Source organism: Sphingomonas sp. ID1715, assembly GCF_013044515.1.
Lineage (GTDB): Bacteria > Pseudomonadota > Alphaproteobacteria > Sphingomonadales > Sphingomonadaceae > Sphingomonas_B.
In genome coordinates, this window is the sequence record NZ_JABEPR010000001.1 from 349,543 (window position 1) to 365,522 (window position 15,980).

Sequence of the window (15,980 nt, forward strand, 5' to 3'; positions counted from 1 at the left end):
ACCCAACATGATCGAACCATGGTTCTGAAGCTTCTCCGCCGCGCCATCGACCAAGGCCCGCCGCCCGCGCGCATCCCTGACGGCCTGCGCATCTATGCGATCGGCGACATTCACGGGCGGCTTGATCTTCTCGACGCTTTGATGTTTCGCATTGAAGCGGACGAGCGCGCGCGCAGCGCGGCGCGCACGCAGATCGTCTTTCTGGGCGACCTGATCGACCGCGGACCGCAATCCGCCGGCGTCGTCCAGCGCGCACTGGAGATTGCCGAGAGCGGCCGCTCTGCCCGCTTCCTGATGGGCAATCACGAGGAAGTGTTCCTGAAGGCGCTCGGCGGCAGCCTGGAAGCACTGCGCTTTTTCGTAAAGATCGGCGGTCGCGCGACCATTCTCAGCTACGGTTTCAACGAAGCGGAGTATGAAGCGCTCGACTACCCCGAGCTGCTCGACGCACTGATCGCTCGCGTGCCGCCGGAGCATGTCGCGTTCCTGCAAGGGTTCGAAGACCGGATTGCGGTTGGCGACTATCTGTTTGTCCATGCCGGCATTCGCCCGCGCGTGCCGGTCGAGGAGCAGACGGGCAGCGACCTGCGCTGGATCCGTTCCGAGTTCCTCGACTTTCGCGGCACGCATGGGCCGATCGTCGTGCACGGCCACACCATCACCGAGGATGTGGAGGAGCGGCCGAACCGCATCGGGATCGATACCGGCGCGTTCGCCAGCGGCCGCCTCACCGCGCTCGGCTTGGAAGGCGGCGAGCGCTGGTACCTAAGCACCTGACAGGCGCTTGACCTCCTGCGATTGCCCGCGGGGAAGGATCATGATCTCGTCGCCGGTCGCGATGACGATCAGGTCGGAGACGCCAAGCATCGAGACGCGCGGCCCCTCGCTGCGCACGAGGCAGTTGGCCGTTTCGACCAGCCGCACCACGCCCTGGCTGAGATTACCAGCGGCGTCGCGCGGTCCCAGTTCGTAAAGGGCGTCCCAGCTGCCCACGTCCGACCAGCCGAGGTCCACGGGCACGACGGCAACCCGCGGCGCCTTTTCCATCACCGCATAGTCGATCGATTCGGACGGGCAGCCCGCAAAGGCGTCCGCCTGCGGCATGACGCGCAGGCCGCTCCGCTCGGCCTGCGCCAGCGAGAGCCTTGTCTGCTCGAGGATTTGCGGGGCGAACTCTTCGAGCGCTTCGATCATGACGCTGGCCTTGAACAGGAAAATGCCCCCATTCCAGGCATAGCCGCCGTCTGCCAGCATCGCTTCAGCTGCGGGCCGCAGCGGCTTCTCGATGAAGCGCTCGACCCGATGAACGTGGGCATCGAGCGGCTCGGCAAGGCGGATATAGCCATAGCCTGTCTCGGCATGGGTCGGCGTGATGCCGAAGGTCACGAGCCATCCCTCAGCCGCGTACGGGACCCCTGCGGCGACGGCCTCGTGGAGCGCGTCCACCTTCTCGATCACATGATCGCTGGGCATGACCAGCAGCACGTCGTCTGGTTCGACGGACAGGGCAGCGAGCGCGATCGCCGCGGCGGTGTTGCGGGCGGCGGGTTCCAGCAGGATCGCCCGCGGGGCGCTGCCGATCGCCGCCAACTGCGCCTCGATCTCGTCCGCATGGGCGCGGTTGGCCACGATTAGCGCCGGCGCGTAGCGGGCGCGGTCGCCGGTACGGGCCGCGGTCGCCTGCAGCATCGTCAGTTCGGACGCGAGGGGCAAAAATTGCTTCGGCTTGTCTGGTCGCGACAAGGGCCAAAGACGCGTGCCGCCGCCGCCCGACAGGATGACGGGCGTAATCTTGAAACTGGACATGGCTCAGGCCGCTAGCGCGTCGCCATCGAGCGCGTAAAGCCCTGCTGCGCCGAGCCGCGCTGATCGCTCGAGTCCGATCGCTTCGGGCACGATGCTGTCGAGGAAGAAGCGCGCGACGGATTGCTTCATCCGGGCGAAAGGCGAGCCGTCCGTCGCCGCCTTCGCCTGCCGTGCCATCAGCCAACCGCCCACCGCGACGGCGGTCATCGTCGTCATCGGGTAGCTGCCGGCGAGCTTGTCCTCCGGCGACGCTTCGTTGCCGGTCATCCAGCGCGCGATCGCTTCGACACGGTCGACCAGCTGCATCAACTGTGCCTCCCCGCCCGCTTCGCTGCGCATCTCGGCAAGCAGCGACGCGAGCACTTCACCCCCATGCATCGGCAGCTTGCGGTTGACGAGGTCGGTGGCCTGGATGCCGTTGGTGCCTTCGTAGATCGGCGCGATGCGAATGTCGCGATAATGCTGCGCCGCGCCGGTTTCCTCGACGAAACCCATGCCGCCATGCACCTGCACGCCGAGCGAGGCGACCTCGCAGCCGATATCGGTGCCCCAGGTCTTGGCGAGCGGCGTCAGCAGTTCCAGCCGCGCCCGGGCGGCCGCATCGCCGCCATGCGCGCGATCCGCCTGCCCCGCGGCATAATAGATCAGTGCCCGCGCGCCCTGGGTCAGCGCGCGCATCCGGATCAGCATGCGGCGCACATCGGGATGCTCGACGATCGGCTTGCCGAGCTGCACCCGCTCACGCGCATAGGCGAGCGCCTGCTGGGTTGCGCGCTCAGCGATCTGCACCCCCTGCAGGCCGACGTTCAGCCGCGCATTGTTCATCATCGTGAACATCGCGCGCATGCCGCCCATCTCCTCGCCGATCAGCCAACCGTGGCAATCGTCATGGTCGCCGAAGCTCAAAGTGCAGGTCGGCGACGCATTGATGCCGAGCTTGTGCTCGATCGACACGCAGCGGACATCGTTGAACGCACCGGGCGTGCCGTCGTCGTTCAGCCGGTATTTGGGCACGAGGAACAGCGAGATGCCCTTGGTCCCCGCCGGCGCGCCCGGCGTGCGGGCGAGCACCAGATGAACGATATTGCCGGTCAGGTCGTGCTCGCCGAAGGTGATATAGATTTTCGTGCCCTTGATCCGCCAGCTGCCGTCCGCTGCAGGCGTAGCGGTGGTGCGCAGCGCGCCGACGTCCGAACCTGCCTGCGGCTCGGTCAGGTTCATCGTGCCGTTCCACTCGCCGGTGATCAGCTTGGGCAAATAGGTCGCCTGCTGCTCGGGCGAGCCGTGCGATACCAGCGCCTCGATCGCCCCAGGCGTCAGCATATTGATCAGCGAGAAGCCCATATTCGCCGAGCCGAGATCCTCCATGACCACGGTCGCGAGCGTATAGGGCAGCCCCTGCCCGCCGTAGGCTTCCGGTCCGTTGATGCTGCCCCAACCGCCCTCGACAAAGGCACGATAGGCGGCTTTGAACCCCTCGGGCATCACCACCTGCCCGTCGCGCCAGCGCGCACCGACCTGGTCGCCAATGCGGTTCAGCGGCGCATATTTACCCTCGGCGAAGGAACCGGCGCCCTCGACGATCGCGCCGACCAAGTCCGCATCGTCGACCAGCTCGCCGATGCGCACGACATGATCGAGCACGAAGCGCTGCTCGGCGATGGGGGCAGTGTAGGTCATGGGGCTCCTTGAGAAACTGTCGCGCGCCCTATAGCGCGATGCCGTGAGCGCCACCACCACCCGTGTCCTGCCAGTTGACGACGATGCAATCGTCGAGGCGTCAAGGCTGATCCTGGAAGGCGAACCGGTCGCCGTACCGACCGAAACCGTCTATGGCCTCGCCGCGGACGCCACCAATGCCGAAGCGGTCGCGCGCATCTATGCAGCCAAGGGCCGGCCGGGCTTCAACCCGCTGATCGTTCACGTGCCCGACCTCGCCGCCGCCGAACGGCTGGGTGCCTTCAACGAGACGGCGCGCGCGCTGGCCGAACGCCATTGGCCGGGCCCGCTGACACTGGTGGTGCCGAAAGCATCCCCCGTCCTCCCCTCCATCGTCACGGCGGGACTGGACAGTGTGGCGATCCGCGTGCCCGTCCATCCGGCCATGCAGGCGCTGCTGCGGGCGACGAACCGCCCCCTCGCCGCCCCCTCGGCGAACGCCAGCGGAACGATCAGCCCCACGCGCGCGGAGCATGTCCTGAAGAGCATGGATGGCCGCATACCGCTGGTCCTCGACGCTGGTCCGGCGGGCATTGGCCTTGAATCCACGATCGTGGCAGCGACCGGAGAGGAACTGCGCCTGCTCCGGCCTGGTCCGATAGATCTTGGTCTGCCGATGACGGCCTCCGCAACAATCGAAGCCCCTGGGATGCTTGCGCGGCATTATGCGCCGTCCAAGCCGCTCCGCCTCGACGCGACCGATGCGCGAGGGGGCGAGTTCCTGATCGGCTTCGGACCCGTGGAGGGAGATGCGACGCTCAGTAGCGCCGGTAACCTGATCGAAGCAGCAGCCCGGTTATTCGATCTGCTCCACCAGGCCGATGCCTCGAACGCGGCAGCGATCGCGGTCGCCCCGATCCCGACCGAAGGCCTTGGCCTTGCCATTCGCGACCGACTGCGTCGCGCCGCACATAAGGAGAATTGATTGACCACGCTCGTCACCGGCGCCGCCGGCTTCATCGGCTTCCACCTCGCCGACCGGCTGATGTCCCGCGGCGAGCGCGTCGTCGGCATCGACAACTTCAACGCCTATTACGACCCGCAACTGAAGGAGGATCGCGTCGCTGAACTCCGCCGGCGGCATGGCGAGTTGCTGACGCTGCACCGCATCGACTTCGCCGATCACGAAGCACTCGCCGCGGCGCTCAAGGACCACGCGTTCGAGCGTATCGCGCATCTCGGCGCACAGGCCGGTGTCCGCTATTCTCTCGAAAACCCCCGCGCCTATGTGCAGGCCAACGTCGTGGGGCACCTGAACCTGCTGGAAGTGGCGCGAGAGCGGCAGGTGCCAATGGTCTATGCCTCGTCGTCCTCGGTCTATGGCGGCAATGACAAGCTGCCGTTCAGCGAGGAAGACCGGGTCGATCATCCGGTCTCCCTCTACGCCGCCACCAAGAAGGCGGACGAGTTGATGAGCGAGACCTACGCCCATCTCTACCGCATCCCGCTAACCGGCCTGCGCTTCTTCACCGTCTATGGCCCCTGGGGCCGCCCCGACATGGCCCCCTGGCTGTTCACCGAAGCGATCTTGACGGGCAAGCCAATCAAGCTCTTCAACAACGGCGATATGCGCCGGGATTTCACCTACATCGACGACATCATCGATGGTGTGGTTGCGGCGTTGGATCATTCCTCCGGCGCAGGTGCTCGCCACCGCATCTACAACATTGGCAACAGCCGCTCGGAGCAGCTGGAGCGCTTTGTTCAGCTGATCGAGACTGCATGCGAAAGACCTGCCGTCCGCCAGCCACTCCCGATGCAGCCGGGCGATGTGCGGGACACTTACGCCGATGTGAGCGCGATCGCTCGCGATCTAGGCTACGCGCCAAGAACGTCGCTCGATGCCGGTATTCCGGAGTTCGTGCGATGGTATCGGGCTTACAAAGAATTGTGAGCGGTTGCCAAAGCCTCGTCGCCATGCCTTGATAAGGCTGGGGATAAGCATGGGGGCACTGCGGCATGGGGGACATGATGGTCGTGTTCGGCACACGACCGGAGGCGCTCAAGCTGGCGCCGGTCATTGCCGCGCTGAGAGACCGCGGCGCCAAACCCCTGGTCTGCGCCACCGGCCAGCATGACGATCTCCTCCGGCAAGCGCTTTCCTGGACTGGGTTAGGACTGGATGTCGACCTCGGCCTGATGCGTCCAAATCAGGATCTGAACCAGCTCACATCGGCCCTGATTGCCGGCCTTTCGAACGTTTTCAGGCTCAGGCAGCCAGAGCGGGTGATCGTTCAGGGAGACACAAGTTCGGCGCTCGCGGCAGCGCTCGCTGCATATCATCTCAGGATCCCGGTCGCTCACGTGGAGGCGGGTCTACGCACCGGCGATACGGGCCAACCCTGGCCGGAAGAGCTCAATCGCAGAACGATCTCCCTGATCGCGGATCAGCACTTTGCGCCAACCGCGCGTGCCGCCGAAGCCCTGATTGCCGAAGGGGTGCGACGTGCAGCCATTCACGTTACCGGCAACACGTCGATCGACGCACTTCAAGCCATGCGCGTTCGGATTGCAGGGGACCCGATGGTCTGCACGGAAACAGCCCCGGTGCTGAGCGCTGCCGCGGGCAAGCGCCTACTGCTGGTTACCTGTCATCGCCGCGAAAATCACGGGGCCGGACTAGCCGAGATTGCGGCAGCCATTCGCGCCCTGGCGGGCCGCGACGATGTTTTGGTGGCGCTCGCCCTTCACCCCAATCCCGCAGTGGCCGAACCGATGGAGGTGGCGCTTCGCCATGTTGCGAACGTCTACCTGCTGCCGCCGCTCGATTATGCCTGCTTTGTAAGGCTGCTCTCCAGGTCGGACCTCGTTCTCACCGATAGCGGCGGCGTTCAGGAGGAAGCGCCAGCTGTGGGCAAGCCGGTCCTCGTGCTTCGCGACGTGACCGAGCGCATGGAAGGTGTGATCGCAGGAACCGCCAAGCTGGTCGGCGCACGGTCGCAACGGATCGTTGCCGAGGCCTGTCTGCTCCTGGACAATCCGACGGCCTATGCCCGGATGGCGCGCGCCGGGAGCCCTTATGGAGACGGGCGCGCCTCGGAACGGATCGCGGCGGTCCTGACCGGCGAAGCCGAAGAAGCGCTTCGCGTCTAGCCAAGCAGCTCGCGGGCGAACTCCCGCACTTCCGCTCCGATGTCCTGACGTTCTAGTGCAAGCGCCAGGTTCGCCTGCACGAACCCCGCCTTGTCGCCGCAGTCGTAGCGGGCGCCGCGGTAGGTGCGGGCGTGGAACGGCTGGCTGCCGATCAGTTGAGCAAGGGCGTCGGTCAGCTGGATCTCGCCCCCCGCACCGCGCTCACCCTTGTCGAGGACCGTCATGACCTCCGGCTGCAGCACATAGCGGCCGATCGCTGCCAGGCGTGAGGGCGCGGTGCCAGGTTTCGGCTTTTCGACAAAGCCGCGCACTTCGGTCAGCTCGCCGGTGCTCAGACCCGGATCGACAATGCCGTAGCGGTGCGTGTGGTCCGCTGGCACTTCGAGTACGGAGATTACATTGCCGCCCTTCTCGCGATACGTTTCTGCGAGCTGGCTAATCGACGGGTTGACAGGGTTCCACAGCAGTTCGTCGACGAGCAGAACCGCGAATGGCTCATCACCGACCAGGTGCCGCGCGCACCAAACTGCGTGGCCCAAGCCGAGAGGCTCCTGCTGTCGTACATAGGCGATCTGACCGGCTTCGAGGCGCGTGCCCTTGAGCGAATCGAGCGACTTGCCGCGTTCGCGCATCGTCGCTTCGAGCTCGTACGAGATGTCGAAATAATCCTCCATCGAACCTTTGCCGCGCCCGGTGACGAAGATCAGTTGCTCGATACCGGCGGCAAGAGCCTCATCCACCGCATATTGGATGAGCGGCCGATCGACGACGGGGAGCATCTCCTTCGGCACCGATTTGGTGGCCGGCAGGTTGCGCGTGCCGAGACCGGCGACCGGAAATACGGCCTTCCGCAAAGGCTTCATCGAAGCATATTCTCCATGGTTGAACGCACAGCCGTAACGAATGTCGGCCGCAGCCCCAAGCGCTTTAGCCCTTCAATCGTTCCGCGTAGCTCTTGCGGAACTTGCGCAGCTTCGGCGCGATCACCGCCATGCAATAGGGGTTCTGATCGCCGACGCGCGCGAAATATTCCTGATGATAATCCTCGGCCGGGTACCAGGTCGACAGCGGCTCGATGGTGGTCACGATCGGCTGCGGCCAGTCGGACTGAGCCCGGGTGATGGCGGCGCGCGCCTCCGCCTCCTGCTCCGGCGAATGCGGGAAGATGGCGGAGCGGTACTGCGTCCCGACGTCATTGCCCTGCCGGTTCAGCTGCGTCGGATCGTGGGTGTGGAAGAAGATGTCGAGCAGGTCGCCATAGGCGATAACGTCGGGATCGAACACGATCCGAATTGCTTCCGCATGGCCAGTGTCGCCGTCGCACACCCGCTTGTAAGTGGGGTTCTCGACGTGCCCGCCGATATAGCCGCTTTCGACGCTCTCAACGCCAATCACATCGTCGAAAACGGCCTCGGTGCACCAGAAGCACCCGCCGGCAAAAGTAGCGCTCGCCTTCGTCATGAACCCGCCTCTTCCGCATCAGAATGGGAGGACAAGGTAATGCGCGCGCCACAAACGAAAAGGGCCGATCCGCTTACCGGACCGGCCCTTCGAACTTTGATCAACTAAAGCTTAGTTGCTGGCAGGATCGTCGTCGCTGTCGGCGGCAACGATAATGCCGGCGACGACCGCGGCGGCGGCCAGGACTGCGATGATCAGGCTGCCGCCGGCGAGCTTTTCGCCTTCGACATTGGCGCCGGTGCGGGCCGAAGCGACCGAGAGCTTCGAAGCCGAAGCGGTCTGCGCCGCCGCCATCGACGGCAGGGCGATCATGGAAACGGCGGCAACGAGCGACGTCGCTGCTTTACGGAAACTCATCTGGACACTCCCTTTTGGTTCGAACTGGTCCGCATTCGGCCTTTGGCATCTCTCCGCCGGCCTGACAACCCTAAAACCGTGCCAGGGTGGAACACAAGCCTGTTTTGCTCGCACCCGCAGCAAAAGCCTCCCTGGGTCAGGTCGGCCCCGATGCACCTCTTGCAGAGTTCAGATTAAACTTTTGTGAACAAGCCCGAAACGATCACCTCTCCCCCATCGCCTCCGACGTCGTCTTGAGGATCGGCTTGGTCAAATAGCGGAATACCGTCGTCGTTCCGGTCTTGATTTCCGCAACTGCGGTCATGCCGGGCTGGATCAGGATGCGCTCGCCGGGGTTTTTCGGCCGCATCGTGCCCGTATCGACGGCCAGCTGCACGCGGTAGAAGCTGTCCTGCCCACCGTCCGGTCGCGGTACTGTCGTGGTATCGGGACTGACGAAGATGACCTTGCCTTCTGCCGAACCATAGACCGAAGCGTCATAGGCATCGAACTTGACCGAAGCATCCTGTCCCGGCCGAATGAACGCGATCTCGGCCGGCGACAGATTGGCCTCGACGATCAGCCGGGCACCGGCCGGGATGATCTGCATGACCTCGTCGCCCGGTCGAAGCACCGCGCCAACGGTCGAAAGCTTGAGGTTGCTGACGACCCCTGCTGCCGGGGCGCGCATTTCCGAATTGCCGAGTTGATCGGCTCGCTGGGTCAGCGCCTGCTCGGCCGTGGTCAGCTGCTCTTGGGTCTGCGTATATTCGGTCTGCAGCTCCTGCAGATAGCGGCTGCGGCGGCTCGCGATCTGCCCCGACAAGTCGGACACGGCACGCTGCAGACGCAGCAGCTCCGCCCGCGCAATATCGCCCGAACCGACCAGCGGCCGGTTCAGCTCCAGCTCCTGTCGGGCGAGCGACAGCTGCGAGCTGAGCGCGGCGATATCGGCGTTGAGCGCCTGCCGCCGGGTTGCCAGCAGCATGCGTTGATTGCTCGCGACTTCAGGAAAAGCAGTCACTTCAGCCGGGAAGCTGAGCGGGCGATTGAAAAGCTCCGCCTCGATCCGCGCCATCGACGCGCGCAGCGCGGCGACGCGGGCGCGGCCCTCTTCCACCGCGGCACCCGCGCTGACCTGGTCGAGCTTGACCAGCAGCTGTCCCTTGGCGACGCGGTCGCCTTCCTTGACCATGATCGCGTTGACCGTGCCTTCGGTCGCCGCCTGCACCGTCTGGACACGGCCCGTCGGGATGACGTGGCCACGCGCGCGCGTGATCTGGTCGAGTTCGGCCCAGACCGACCACAGCAGGAAGCCCAGCACCGCCAGCGAGGATAGCGCGATGACCCAAATAGACGTGCGCGACCGCATCAGGCGGCAGCCTCGGCCTGGGCGGCGACCTTCTGCTGTTTGGGCGGCCCCTGCAATGCCTTGACCACGTCTGCCGTGGGGCCGTCGAGGACGATTTTCCCGTTCATCATCACGATGACGCGGTTGACGAGAGAAAGCAGCCGCAGCTTGTGCGTCACCACGATCAGCGTCCGCGACGAGCTGAGCTGCGCGGCAACAGCCCCGAGCGCGAGACTCTCCACCTGATCGTCGAGATTGGCGGTCGGCTCGTCGAGCAGCAGGACCGGGGGCTTGGCGAGCAGGAGGCGCGTCAGCCCAACCAGGGTGCGTTGCCCGCCGGACAGGCCGCGACCGCCTTCGGCGATCGGCAGGTCGAGCCCGCGCGGATGAGCCGAAACGAGCGGCAGCAGCCCACTCTTGGCAATCGTATCCATCAGCACGTCATCGCCGGGATTGGACAGGCCGAGCAGCAGATTCTCGCGCAGCGTACCGTTTACCAGCCGATAGTCCTGCGCGAGATAGCCGATATGCTGGCGCAGCACGTCGGGTGCGATCTGCGAAGCATCGAGCCCGCCCAGCATCACGCGGCCGGCCTGGGGTCGATAGAGGCTCGCCAGCAGCCGCAGCAAGGTCGTCTTGCCGGAGCCGATGCCGCCGACGATCGCGACGCGCTCGCCTTCCTTGATCTCGAGCTGGGGCACGTCGATGCCCTCCCGCGCGCCAGGATAGGCGAAACGCACGCCTTCGAGCCGCAGTGCCCCGCCCAGATGCGCGGGTCTGAGCCCCTGCACTTCGGGATCCTCGTCCATCGGGAGGGCAAGCACCTGGTCGAGCATGCGCAGCGAGGCGCGGGAATAGCCCCATTGCACGATCAGGCTGGGCAGTTGGGTGACGAGCGGCCCGTTCACCCGGCCGGCGACGATTGCACAGGCGATGAGCGCGCCGGTCGTCATCCGCCCCTGCGCCACCTCGATCGCGCCGAACGCGATCAAGGCGACATAGGCGATCTGCTGCAGCGTCGAGAAGATCGAACCGGCGGTCGAGGTCCAGCGCTTCACCGGGTCTTCGGACGCATGCACGTCCTCGATCAGCCGGTTCCAGCGGGCGAGCAACTGCCAGTTTCCGCGATTGGCCTTGATCGTTTCCGCGGCGTCGATCGATTCGACGAGCAGGCCGTTCTTGCGGTTCGCGCTCACCTGGGCGCGATCGGTGTCCTTGCGGATCAGCCGGCCGAGGCCCCACGCAATGCCGAGCGCGATCGGCAGGCTGATCAGCGGCACCAGGGCAAGCACGCCGCCGAGCAGGTAGATGATCACGACGAAGAACAGCGCGAAGGGCAGATCGGCGAGCAGGAAGAGGGAGCCCGACGACATCATCGCCCGCACCTGCTCCAGGCCGCGCAACTGCGCCGCCATGGTGCCGACGCCGCCGGTACGCGCATCCAGCCGCACCGCCTGGGCACGCGCAAAGAAATATTCGGAGACGTCGTGATCGATCTTCGCCGCCTCCCGCTCGATCATCAGCGCACGCGTGGTGCGCAGCGCGAAGTCGATCAGCAGCGCGACGAGCACGCCGACCGTCAGCACCCAGAGCGTCGAATAGCCCGCCCGCGGGATCACGCGGTCGTAGATCTGCATCGAATAGAGCGAAGTCGCGAGCGTGATGATGTTGGCGACGACGGTCGCGATCGTCGCCGCGAACAGCACGTCCTTCCGGGCGACGATCGCGCGCCAGAATACGTCGAAGGCCGAGCTGTGCGCGCGCGCGACCGCTGCCTGGGGCAGCTCCAGGTCGTAGAAGGTCAGACCGCCATGGAAATCGATCGTGCGGGGCATGCCGTCCCAGACACGCAGCCGATCCCTGCCCTCCCACTGCTCCGCCAACAGCCAGCCTTGGTCGGGCGAAAAGACGAACAGCGGGAATTTGTTGGCTCTTGGGCGACCGCTCACCGGCCGGACCGGCCAGCCGGCTCCGTCGACCAGAGCCGATAGCCCGTCTTCACCAGTCAGGTGCGACGGATCAATGCCTGCGGAGATCCAATCGGGCGGTAGGTCGGCCCCGCGCTCGCGCGCCAGGCGCTCGACAAGGACGGGAAGCGGAGCGGTCATGGGCGGCTCACCGAAGGCTCGGGCTGCCAGCGGCAGGTGCGAAGGAGGATACGGGCGGCGGATGCCATGGCGCTCACCTCTGCATCGGTGACGTTAACATCCGATTGGGCGGCTTCCAGCGCGGCATTCATGACATCGAGCCAGCTGCGTCGGCTCACGACGAACTGCCGCTGGTAGGAATCGGTGACCGCCCGCGCCGCGGCGGCCGCGGCGGTGCTGGTCGTGATCCGGTCGCGCGCGGAGCTGTTCTCGGCAAAATCGGCGGCGAGCGCCGTCTGCACGTCGAGGTCCACCGCCCCAATCCGCGTTTCGGCGGCCGTGCGGCGAAGTGCGGCACTGCGGGCGGCCTCGAACTGCGACAGGCCGCCATTGGTCGCTGCGCTGAAGGCAATCCCGACGCGTTCGCCAGTGACTTCGTTGCTGGTGAACTGCGCCGAAACGCGCGGCAGCACCTGGGCGCGCGCCAGCTTCTGGTCGGCGCGCGCGACCAGCGCCTCGGCCTGGAGCCGGCGGCGGGTCGGCGAACAGGTCGTCGCCTCCTCGACGGCACGCACCGGATCGGGATGATGCACGGCGGCATTGTAGCGTGGCATCTCCTCCAGCGTGAAGGAGGGGTCGTTCAGCAGCACGCGCAATTGCTGCAGGCTGGATGCTGCCAGCGCTTTGGCGGTGGTCTGCTGCTCGAGCAGCTGTGCGGTCCGCGAACGAGCCAGTTCGAGATCGACGCGAGGACTGACTTCCTGCTCCACCCGCCGCTCGATCGAGCCGACCAGATTACGGTGCTCGGCAAGGCCCTGCTCCAGCGTCTGCGCGCGCAGCGTGGCGCGGACGAGATCGTAGAAGGTGTTGGCGACGCGCAGCGCAATGTCCTGCGCAGTCTCGTCGGTGACGGCTTCGCTCTGGCGCACGGCTGCCTTGGCGCGGTCGATGGTGCCGCCGATCCGGCCGCCCTGCCAGATCGGCTGATCGACGACGAGATTGGCGGTGAAGCGATCATCGCGCACGATCGCGCTGCCGCCCTCGAAGGCGAAGGCGTTGACCGACACGCTGGGACCATAGAGCCACTTGGCCGATCGCACGTCGGTCGCGGCGGCACGATTGCCGATGCGGGCCGCCCGCATCGCCGGATTGAACTCGACCGCCTTGACGGCGGCGCGGGCAAGCTCCGGCGGAATGGCAGGCGGTGCGACGCCGCTCAGCGCGGCGGCATCCGGCTTCGGCTCGGCAGCGGGACCATAGGTCTGGGCGGGCAGAATTGCGGCCGCGCCCGCCAGGGCCAGGGCCCCCATCCGTCCCATTCCGGCACAAACAACACGCATCACGGGCCTTCCGCTAGGGAAGTTCGGCGGTCCGTGCCAGCGTTAATCGACGGCGCCGAGCTTCTGCCAGAGCGGCAGGCGGTTTACGACGACATCGTTTACCAAATCCTTTGCAAGCCGCTGCGCCTCCGCGCCTTCGACCGGCGTGCCGTCGGCGAGCAACTTGCGGCCAAGCTTGCCGAGCGCGTCCAGCAGGCGCGTGGGCAGGGTCTCGCGCTCGCTGTCCTCGGCCATGAGCGCGAGCAGCATCAGGTCGACGTCGCGGGCGGTCAGGGCCGATCCGATCGCCGGCGCGGCGAGATAGTTATACGGCGCGCCGGCCAGCACCGCGGCCGCGCATGCCTTGTTGAATCGCTGCGCGGGGCTTGCGACGCGCGCACAGTCCTTCAGGATCGCGACATGGCCGCCATGCGCCAGCAGGATCAGCGCCTGAAGTACATTCGACTGCTCGGTGCTGAGCCCGAGCAGTGCGGAGATGCGCTTCGGTCCGCTCTCCAGCGCGTCGAATACCGGCGCATAAAGCTGCTGGCGCAGCGTGAACTCGCCGAAGCTTGTCTTGATCGCGACCGTTTCTCCTGCCGGCCGTGCCAGCGCATGGACCAGCAGGTCGGCCGCGCCGGGTGCGTTGGGGAATCGCTTGCGCCGGCCGCGGGCGAGGAGGTCGCGCCGGAAACTCTGGTTGATCGCACAGTCGATCACGTCCTGCTGAGCCAGCGGATCCGCAACCTCGCCGATGACGGCGCGCACCGGCTCGGGCAGCATCGCCGGCAACAGGTTTTCGGGCAGGGTCGCGGAGGCGACGAAATCGAGCTTGGCCCCGCGCATCTCCTCGGCCACTTCGCTGAACCACATCGGGGTCCAGTTGCTGTGCAGATATTCCTGCACCAGATAATTGGGGCTGAGATCCTTCAGCCCGTCGACCCGCGCGGATAGACCAGGCAACGCGTCGAACAGCGCCGCCTTGCCGGCCTTGAGGCGCTGGAACAGGCTGACGGCGTTGCCGAGCACCTGCGCACCCGGCGCCGCCGACTTGGCGTGCAGCCGCGCCGCGATGTGCTGGAAGGGTTGCATGACCGCCCAGCCAGGCATCGAGTTGTAGGACAGATAGGCAAGGCCACCCGAAACGAGCGCCTCTGCAAGACAGGCGACGATCGCGTGGCGCAACTCCGCCGGCACCCAGCTATAAATGCCATGCAGAACCGCATAGTCGAACCGTCCGAGCTCGGCCGGCCAGGCACGCGCCAGATCGAGGAAATCGGCCTCGACGAAACTGACATTATCCAGGCCGGCCGATCGGGCGAGCCCGCGGGCGTGAGCGATATGCTCCGGCGAAAAATCGACGCCGACGAACTGGATGTCGAGATAGGCGGAAGCGATCAGGCAAAGCCCGAAGCCCTGGCCGCAGCCGAGTTCGAGGTAGCGCAGGCCGCCTTGCCCCGCCTCCGACGGCGCGACATAGCCGGCCAGCATCGCGCAGACGTCCATCCAGTCCGGCGCGAGTTCGCGATAGACGCCATAGGTATAGCCCTGCTCGATATTATAGCCGTGCGTCCAATCGCTCACGCCTGCACTCCCCCTGAGACAACCTCTCTTCTATCCGCGGCCTTCGAGCGAAGTCGAGCGGCCGGGGCGCTGCGGTCAGGCGATCCAGTCTTGCGGTCAGTTGGGCGCGATCGAGACCAGCTCGACGTCGAAGATCAGTGTGGCGCCGGGCGGCACGTCGCGCTTCATCGTCGGATCGCCGGGAACGAAGGCCTTCCCTTCCCGGCCATAGGCCAGATAGCCGGGAATGGTGAACTCCCAGCGGTCGCCCGGACGCATCAGCCGGATCAGCGCGGTGAAGCCGGGGATGACGGTCTTCACGTCGAAGCTGGTCGGATCGGCGCCGTTATTCGCTGAGGTGCTGAACACGCTGCCATCCGCCAGCCGCCCGACATATCGGATTGACACCCGGTCGGCACGCGTCGGCTGCGCGCCGGTAGCGGGGCCGGAACGGATCACGCGGTATTGCAGGCCGGGTAGATGCACCGGTCTGGTGGCGCCTGATAACGGCGCGGCGAGTGCAAGGGCGGAGATCAGGAGAAGGATTTGGCGCACGCCGCGACGCTAACCGCGCGCGTCGCAATGACAAGAGCCGGATCGTCCCTGTCGCATCGGCCGGCATGCTCGTCGCGCGGGCCGAGTCAGGCCCGGTCGATCATGACACGGTCGCTGTCACGTCAATGCGAGTAAGGATCGACGGTGCTCGAACAAGTCTCAACCAAGTGGCCCGCAGCCTCTGCGCTCACCTGCCTGACTGAAGTCGAGCTCGCCATGATCGGCGGCCGCATGGCACGCGCCTTCCTCGTCGCCGACGCACCGGCCTTCGACGACCTGCTGCACAAGCTTGATGAAGTGGTAGCGGAGGAGGGATTCACACGAAAAACATAAGATACTGATTTATAACAACGTTCTTGATCGTCGTGCCGATAATTCCGCTCAATCCACCCCCAATTTTACCCCTTCGCGACAGGCCGTGCCGAAATATCGACAGGCCGACATGCGCGATCCCTGCTACGCCCGAGAACGCGGCTGTTTACAGTGTGATCGCAGAAAGGACCGCAGACTATCGACAAACACCACGGTTGCACGGCCGACCTTGGCTGCCTCGATGTCGCCGGAAGCGATGAGCTGGTAGATCTTGGATTTGCTGAGCCCCGTCATCCGTACTGCGTCGGGAATGCGAACGCTTATCGGCCCAATCGGGGGCGCGTCGTCGCCATTCGTTGCAGGCTGCCGGGCCGACAT

At 65.8% G+C, this 15,980-nt stretch carries 16 protein-coding genes; 5 read left to right on the forward strand and 11 right to left on the reverse strand.

Translation table 11 applies throughout. The features are described from left to right. Positions 1-18 precede the first annotated feature (18 nt). Positions 19-777 carry a metallophosphoesterase family protein gene (locus HJG53_RS01690; protein ID WP_171127503.1) on the forward strand — a complete coding sequence of 253 codons (759 nt, stop codon included), beginning with the start codon at positions 19-21 and terminating at the stop codon, positions 775-777. Here the strand turns inward: HJG53_RS01690 and HJG53_RS01695 are convergent. Together HJG53_RS01695 and HJG53_RS01700 are read right to left on the reverse strand one after the other, a co-directional pair. Then, the gene (locus HJG53_RS01695) at positions 766-1,806 is read right to left on the reverse strand and encodes a mannose-1-phosphate guanylyltransferase/mannose-6-phosphate isomerase (protein ID WP_171127504.1); all 1,041 of its coding nucleotides are present in this window, start codon (positions 1,804-1,806) and stop codon (positions 766-768) included. The two genes, HJG53_RS01690 and HJG53_RS01695, sit on opposite strands and share 12 nt — an antisense overlap. A gap of 3 nt (positions 1,807-1,809) precedes the next feature. Beyond that, entirely contained in the window at positions 1,810-3,486 is a 1,677-nt protein-coding gene (locus tag HJG53_RS01700) for an acyl-CoA dehydrogenase (RefSeq protein WP_171127505.1), read from the reverse strand. Positions 3,487-3,529: 43 nt separating this feature from the next. Here HJG53_RS01700 and HJG53_RS01705 point away from each other — a divergent pair, with 43 nt between their 5' ends. The 3 genes from HJG53_RS01705 (at position 3,530) to wecB (ending at position 6,618) form a co-directional block, all read left to right on the forward strand. Further along, complete coding sequence (locus tag HJG53_RS01705; RefSeq protein WP_171127506.1) at positions 3,530-4,450, forward strand: L-threonylcarbamoyladenylate synthase; 921 nt, start codon at positions 3,530-3,532, stop codon at positions 4,448-4,450. Continuing rightward, positions 4,451-5,419, forward strand: coding sequence for an NAD-dependent epimerase/dehydratase family protein (locus tag HJG53_RS01710; protein WP_171127507.1), 969 nt, complete (start codon positions 4,451-4,453; stop codon positions 5,417-5,419). A 65-nt stretch (positions 5,420-5,484) separates the two neighbouring features. Further along, entirely contained in the window at positions 5,485-6,618 is a 1,134-nt protein-coding gene (wecB, locus tag HJG53_RS01715) for a non-hydrolyzing UDP-N-acetylglucosamine 2-epimerase (protein ID WP_254447468.1), read from the forward strand. Here wecB and HJG53_RS01720 read toward each other — a convergent pair. The 8 genes from HJG53_RS01720 to HJG53_RS18480 form a co-directional block, all read right to left on the reverse strand. After that, positions 6,615-7,481: a UTP--glucose-1-phosphate uridylyltransferase gene (locus tag HJG53_RS01720; RefSeq protein ID WP_171127508.1), complete on the reverse strand. Its 867-nt coding sequence runs from the start codon at positions 7,479-7,481 to the stop codon at positions 6,615-6,617. The genes wecB and HJG53_RS01720 overlap by 4 nt on opposite strands. 64 nt (positions 7,482-7,545) lie before the next feature. Next, a complete protein-coding gene (msrA, locus tag HJG53_RS01725) occupies positions 7,546-8,079 on the reverse strand; it encodes a peptide-methionine (S)-S-oxide reductase MsrA (RefSeq protein WP_171127509.1) in 534 nt (177 codons plus the stop codon). Positions 8,080-8,190: 111 nt separating this feature from the next. Then, the gene (locus HJG53_RS01730; RefSeq protein WP_254447469.1) at positions 8,191-8,436 is read right to left on the reverse strand and encodes a hypothetical protein; all 246 of its coding nucleotides are present in this window, start codon (positions 8,434-8,436) and stop codon (positions 8,191-8,193) included. Between the two features lie 202 nt (positions 8,437-8,638). After that, positions 8,639-9,787 (reverse strand): HlyD family efflux transporter periplasmic adaptor subunit, encoded by a 1,149-nt coding sequence (locus tag HJG53_RS01735; RefSeq protein WP_171127510.1) that lies wholly within the window; start codon positions 9,785-9,787, stop codon positions 8,639-8,641. Then, complete coding sequence (locus tag HJG53_RS01740; protein WP_171127511.1) at positions 9,787-11,874, reverse strand: ATP-binding cassette domain-containing protein; 2,088 nt, start codon at positions 11,872-11,874, stop codon at positions 9,787-9,789. The genes HJG53_RS01735 and HJG53_RS01740 overlap by 1 nt, the downstream gene beginning before the upstream one ends. Further along, the gene (locus HJG53_RS01745) at positions 11,871-13,163 is read right to left on the reverse strand and encodes a TolC family protein (RefSeq protein WP_171127512.1); all 1,293 of its coding nucleotides are present in this window, start codon (positions 13,161-13,163) and stop codon (positions 11,871-11,873) included. Before HJG53_RS01745 ends, HJG53_RS01740 begins: the two co-directional genes overlap by 4 nt. Positions 13,164-13,235: 72 nt before the next feature. Further along, a complete protein-coding gene (locus HJG53_RS01750) occupies positions 13,236-14,756 on the reverse strand; it encodes a class I SAM-dependent methyltransferase (RefSeq protein ID WP_171127513.1) in 1,521 nt (506 codons plus the stop codon). Positions 14,757-14,852: 96 nt separating this feature from the next. Continuing rightward, a complete protein-coding gene (locus HJG53_RS18480; protein ID WP_171127514.1) occupies positions 14,853-15,290 on the reverse strand; it encodes an FKBP-type peptidyl-prolyl cis-trans isomerase in 438 nt (145 codons plus the stop codon). A gap of 144 nt (positions 15,291-15,434) precedes the next feature. On the opposite strand from HJG53_RS18480, the gene HJG53_RS01760 reads away from it, so the two are divergent. Beyond that, positions 15,435-15,623, forward strand: a complete 189-nt coding sequence (locus HJG53_RS01760) for a hypothetical protein (RefSeq protein WP_171127515.1) — start codon at positions 15,435-15,437, stop codon at positions 15,621-15,623. Positions 15,624-15,746: 123 nt separating this feature from the next. Here the strand turns inward: HJG53_RS01760 and HJG53_RS18945 are convergent, their stop codons facing one another. Continuing rightward, on the reverse strand, positions 15,747-15,980 hold the full coding sequence (locus tag HJG53_RS18945; protein WP_051035681.1) for a helix-turn-helix domain-containing protein: 234 nt from the start codon (positions 15,978-15,980) through the stop codon (positions 15,747-15,749).

Excerpts from the sequence above, each read along its gene's own strand:
- HJG53_RS01690 (WP_171127503.1), top strand. The coding sequence starts at position 19 with ATGGTTCTGAAGCTTCTCCGCCGCGCCATCGACCAAGGCCCGCCGCCC.
- HJG53_RS01695 (WP_171127504.1), bottom strand. The coding sequence starts at position 1,806 with ATGTCCAGTTTCAAGATTACGCCCGTCATCCTGTCGGGCGGCGGCGGC.
- HJG53_RS01700 (WP_171127505.1), bottom strand. The coding sequence starts at position 3,486 with ATGACCTACACTGCCCCCATCGCCGAGCAGCGCTTCGTGCTCGATCAT.
- wecB (WP_254447468.1), top strand. The coding sequence starts at position 5,485 with ATGGGGGACATGATGGTCGTGTTCGGCACACGACCGGAGGCGCTCAAG.
- HJG53_RS01720 (WP_171127508.1), bottom strand. The coding sequence starts at position 7,481 with ATGAAGCCTTTGCGGAAGGCCGTATTTCCGGTCGCCGGTCTCGGCACG.
- msrA (WP_171127509.1), bottom strand. The coding sequence starts at position 8,079 with ATGACGAAGGCGAGCGCTACTTTTGCCGGCGGGTGCTTCTGGTGCACC.
- HJG53_RS01730 (WP_254447469.1), bottom strand. The coding sequence starts at position 8,436 with ATGAGTTTCCGTAAAGCAGCGACGTCGCTCGTTGCCGCCGTTTCCATG.
- HJG53_RS01735 (WP_171127510.1), bottom strand. The coding sequence starts at position 9,787 with ATGCGGTCGCGCACGTCTATTTGGGTCATCGCGCTATCCTCGCTGGCG.
- HJG53_RS01740 (WP_171127511.1), bottom strand. The coding sequence starts at position 11,874 with ATGACCGCTCCGCTTCCCGTCCTTGTCGAGCGCCTGGCGCGCGAGCGC.
- HJG53_RS01745 (WP_171127512.1), bottom strand. The coding sequence starts at position 13,163 with ATGGGGGCCCTGGCCCTGGCGGGCGCGGCCGCAATTCTGCCCGCCCAG.
- HJG53_RS18945 (WP_051035681.1), bottom strand. The coding sequence starts at position 15,980 with ATGTCGGCCCGGCAGCCTGCAACGAATGGCGACGACGCGCCCCCGATT.